We start from the raw sequence: 2920 nt of genomic DNA on the forward strand, positions 1-2920 counted from the left end.
GGCGCACCGCCGAAACCGTCATGGCCGCGATGGGCACGGTGCTTTGGTTGGGGCGGGAGTCGCAGATGGAGGCGGTGACGGCGATCTCCGGCAGCGGCCCGGCCTATTTCCTGCTGCTGATGGAGTTGATGGAAGCGAACGCCGTCCAACTGGGATTGCCGCCCCGCAAGGCCCGAACGCTGGTCCTGCGCACGGCCCGCGGGGCCGCCGAGCTGGCGTTGCGGGAACGGGCCGCTCCCGGGGAATTAAGGCGCCGGGTGACCTCGCCCGGAGGCACTACGGAGGCGGCGTTGCGGGTCCTGCGAACGGGCGGCATCGAAGCGCTGCTGGCCCGCGCCCTGCGGGCGGCCTGGGAGCGGTCCTCGGAGCTGGCCGGGGTCTCCGGAGACGAGCGGTAATGGAATATTCCTATTTTGCCCAGGCGCTGGAATTCCTGGTGAGGTTTTTCTTCGGGATCCTGCTCTTGTTGATGTTTATAAGATTTCTGCTGGAATTATACGCGAAGCGTTTCTACAATCCCCTGATAGGGCCCCTGATCGGGTTGACGGAATTGCCGTTGCGCCCGTTGCGGCGTTGCTTGCCGGTCCGGCACGGGGCGTTGCTGGCCCCGTTGCTGGCGATGATCCTGCTGCAGGGTCTGGAACTCCTGCTGCTCTCGTTGCTGCACGGCGGCGGTCTCCCTCTGTCGCTCGGTCTGTTGCTGCTGGTGGTCGCTTCCCTGTTGCGCCTGGCCATCTATTTCTACCTGGTGTGTATTTTTCTGCAGGTATTGCTATCCTGGATCCGGCCGCACTCCTACGGCGAGCCGCTCCCGGTATTTCAGATGCTGGCCATATTCACGCGGCCCTTGCTGGGCCCCATCCGCAGACGCCTGCCTCCCGTATCGGGTCTGGACCTGTCGCCGCTGCTGGCCTGGGTGTTGCTTTACCTGGCGATGTTGCTGGTACATGCCCCGTTGCATGATGCCGCTGTGGCCATGATGGCGCGTTCCTGAGCGGATATGCGGTTCTGGCGGGTTCTGGAGGTTTAGGGGCGGCGCATATGCCTGGGAATTTCCCCCCGGACTCCGTCGGCCTGGTTTCGCCCCGGCGTTACCGTCACCAACGGCCCTTGCCGCTGGAATGCGGCAGCGTGCTGCCCGGCTTCGACATGGTTTACGAGACCTACGGCGAACTGAATGCCGCGCGCTCCAACGCCGTACTGATCTGCCATGCCCTCAGCGGCGACCACCATGCGGCCGGCTATCATGCCCCGGAGGACGCCAAGCCGGGCTGGTGGGAAAATATGATCGGCCCCGGCAAAGCCATTGACACTCGGTCGTTCTACGTGGTCTGTCCCAATAATCTGGGCGGTTGCGGAGGCTCCAGCGGCCCCAACGAGATCGATCCGGCAACGGGCAAGGTCTATGGCCCCGATTTTCCCTTCGTCACGGTCCGGGACTGGGTCAACAGCCAAGCCCTGCTCGCCGAGGAACTGGGCATTGCATGTTGGGCCGCCGTCATCGGCGGCAGCCTGGGGGGAATGCAGGGCCTGGAGTGGGCGATCTGCCGGCCGCAACAGGTTCGGTACGTCTTCGCGATCGCCGCGGCCCCCAAGTTATCCACCCAGAATATCGCCTTCAACGAAGTGGCCCGCCAGGCCATCCGCTCGGATCCCGACTATCGCGGCGGACACTACTACGACCAAGGGGCCCGGCCGCCCAGTCGCGGCTTGATGCTGGCCCGCATGCTGGGACATATTACCTACCTGTCAGACGACAGCCTTGCTCAGAAATTCGGGCGGGACCTGCGCGACGGAGAGATCAAGTTCGGCTACGACGCCGAATTCCAGGTGGAGAGCTACCTGCGCCACCAGGGCAAGGCATTCGTGGATCGCTTCGATGCCAACAGCTATCTGCTGATGACCAAGACTCTTGATTATTTTGATCTGGCCGCGCGCGCCGGCGGCGACCTGGCCGCTGCCTTCGCGGCGGCCCAGGCCGGTTTCTACGTGATTTCCTTCAGCAGCGATTGGCGCTTCTCCCCGAGCCGCTCTCGCGAGATCGTAGATGCCCTGATGCGGGCCGGCAAGAAGGTCAGCTATGTAGGGGTGGAATCGGAGAAGGGGCACGATTCTTTCCTGATGCCCATTTCGCTGTACCACCGGGTGATGCGCACCGCAATGCGGCGGATCGCGGAGGAGGTTTTCGGCGGCCCGCCGCCGCCGGAGCGGCCCTCGGAGCGATCCTGAGGCTTGCGAGCTCCTGGAACCCGCCTTGCCGGCCATGACCCTGCGCCCCGACCAATCGTTGATCGCCAGCTGGATCCGTCCGCGGGCGCATGTGCTGGACCTGGGTTGCGGCGACGGCACCCTGCTTTGCCACCTGCGCGCGGCGCGCGGCGCCACCGGCTATGGCCTGGAGATCGATGCCGGCAACATCCTCAAATGCCTGGAGGCGGGAGTCCACGTGATCCAGTACGACCTGGACGCCGGCCTGGCCAGTTTCAAGGACAATTCTTTCGACTACGTGATCATGTCGCAGACCTTGCAGGCCATTCGTTATCCCCGTCTCCTGCTGGCGGAAATGTTGCGGGTCGGGCGCGAGGGGATCGTGACCTTCCCGAACCTGGGATATTGGCAGTGCCGCCGCCAGTTCGCGCTGGCGGGACGGATGCCGCGCACCCAGGCTCTGCCGTTCCCCTGGTACGAGACGCCCCACATCCACCCATGTACGATTGACGATTTCGAGACCCTCTGTCGCGCTGCCCGCATCGAACTCGTGGAGCGCACTACCGTGGATCACGCGCACCGCAGCGGCATTTTTATGCGGCTGTTGCCCAATCTCATGGGGGAGGTCGCGATCTATCGCATCCGCCTCGGTCCCGACGAGAGAGACGCCGAGGCGCCGCGAACGGCGCCCCCGCAAACGCCCGCTGCGTAA

At 64.5% G+C, this 2920-nt stretch carries 4 protein-coding genes; all 4 read left to right on the forward strand.

The genetic code is table 11. From position 1 onward, the window contains the following. A partial coding sequence (locus OXU43_07660; protein MDD9825030.1) for a pyrroline-5-carboxylate reductase occupies positions 1 to 398 on the forward strand: 398 nt, incomplete at its 5' end. Continuing rightward, positions 398 to 994, forward strand: coding sequence for a YggT family protein (locus OXU43_07665; protein ID MDD9825031.1), 597 nt, complete (start codon positions 398 to 400; stop codon positions 992 to 994). The genes OXU43_07660 and OXU43_07665, both read left to right, overlap by 1 nt. Positions 995 to 1041: 47 nt before the next feature. Next, a complete protein-coding gene (locus OXU43_07670) occupies positions 1042 to 2229 on the forward strand; it encodes a homoserine O-acetyltransferase (GenBank protein MDD9825032.1) in 1188 nt (395 codons plus the stop codon). A 34-nt stretch (positions 2230 to 2263) separates the two neighbouring features. Continuing rightward, a complete protein-coding gene (metW, locus tag OXU43_07675; protein ID MDD9825033.1) occupies positions 2264 to 2920 on the forward strand; it encodes a methionine biosynthesis protein MetW in 657 nt (218 codons plus the stop codon).

The organism is Gammaproteobacteria bacterium, assembly GCA_028817255.1.
GTDB classification, from domain to species: domain Bacteria; phylum Pseudomonadota; class Gammaproteobacteria; order Porifericomitales; family Porifericomitaceae; genus Porifericomes; species Porifericomes azotivorans.

Coding starts and splice junctions, on each gene's coding strand:
- OXU43_07665 (MDD9825031.1), top strand. CDS start 398: ATGGAATATTCCTATTTTGCCCAGGCGCTGGAATTCCTGGTGAGGTTT.
- OXU43_07670 (MDD9825032.1), top strand. CDS start 1,042: ATGCCTGGGAATTTCCCCCCGGACTCCGTCGGCCTGGTTTCGCCCCGG.
- metW (MDD9825033.1), top strand. CDS start 2,264: ATGACCCTGCGCCCCGACCAATCGTTGATCGCCAGCTGGATCCGTCCG.